Source organism: Halomonas sp. ND22Bw (genome assembly GCF_003011945.1).
Classification (GTDB): domain Bacteria; phylum Pseudomonadota; class Gammaproteobacteria; order Pseudomonadales; family Halomonadaceae; genus Halomonas; species Halomonas halophila.
Genome location: NZ_PXWD01000343.1, coordinates 1 through 360, shown reverse-complemented (window position 1 = coordinate 360; position 360 = coordinate 1). Strand labels below are relative to the sequence as shown.

The following is a 360-nucleotide window of genomic DNA, read 5'->3' as shown; positions in this document are numbered from 1 at the left end:
CCGTTCCTTCCCGCCTTTCGTCTGCCGCGCCATGTTGGCATCGCCGCCGCGGAACGCAACGCGGCGCCGCGGTGAAAATGCTGCGTGGCACCCAAGCCCCGCGTCTGTTAGCCGTGGACCATGCCCGTGTCAGCCGCCCGTTCCGCCCGTGAAATCCTGGTCAACCTGCACGACGTGATGGCCGCGCGATCGAACGCGCATGCCAAGCTGAATTCCGTGGTGGAGATCATCGGCGAAGCGCTGGATAGCGAGGTGTGCTCGATCTACCTGCTGCGCGAGGGCGTGCTGGAACTGTACGCCACGCGCGGGCTGGACCCGCAGGCGGTGCACGTCACCAAGCTGGCGCTGGGCGAGGGGCTG

The 360-nt window shown here is 67.5% G+C and carries 1 protein-coding gene; it reads left to right on the top strand.

Annotated features, from left to right (window positions below; genetic code table 11):
• Positions 1-126: 126 nt before the first annotated feature.
• The coding region (locus tag CVH10_RS18355; RefSeq protein WP_219924803.1) for a hypothetical protein at positions 127-360 on the top strand (234 nt) is incomplete at its 3' end.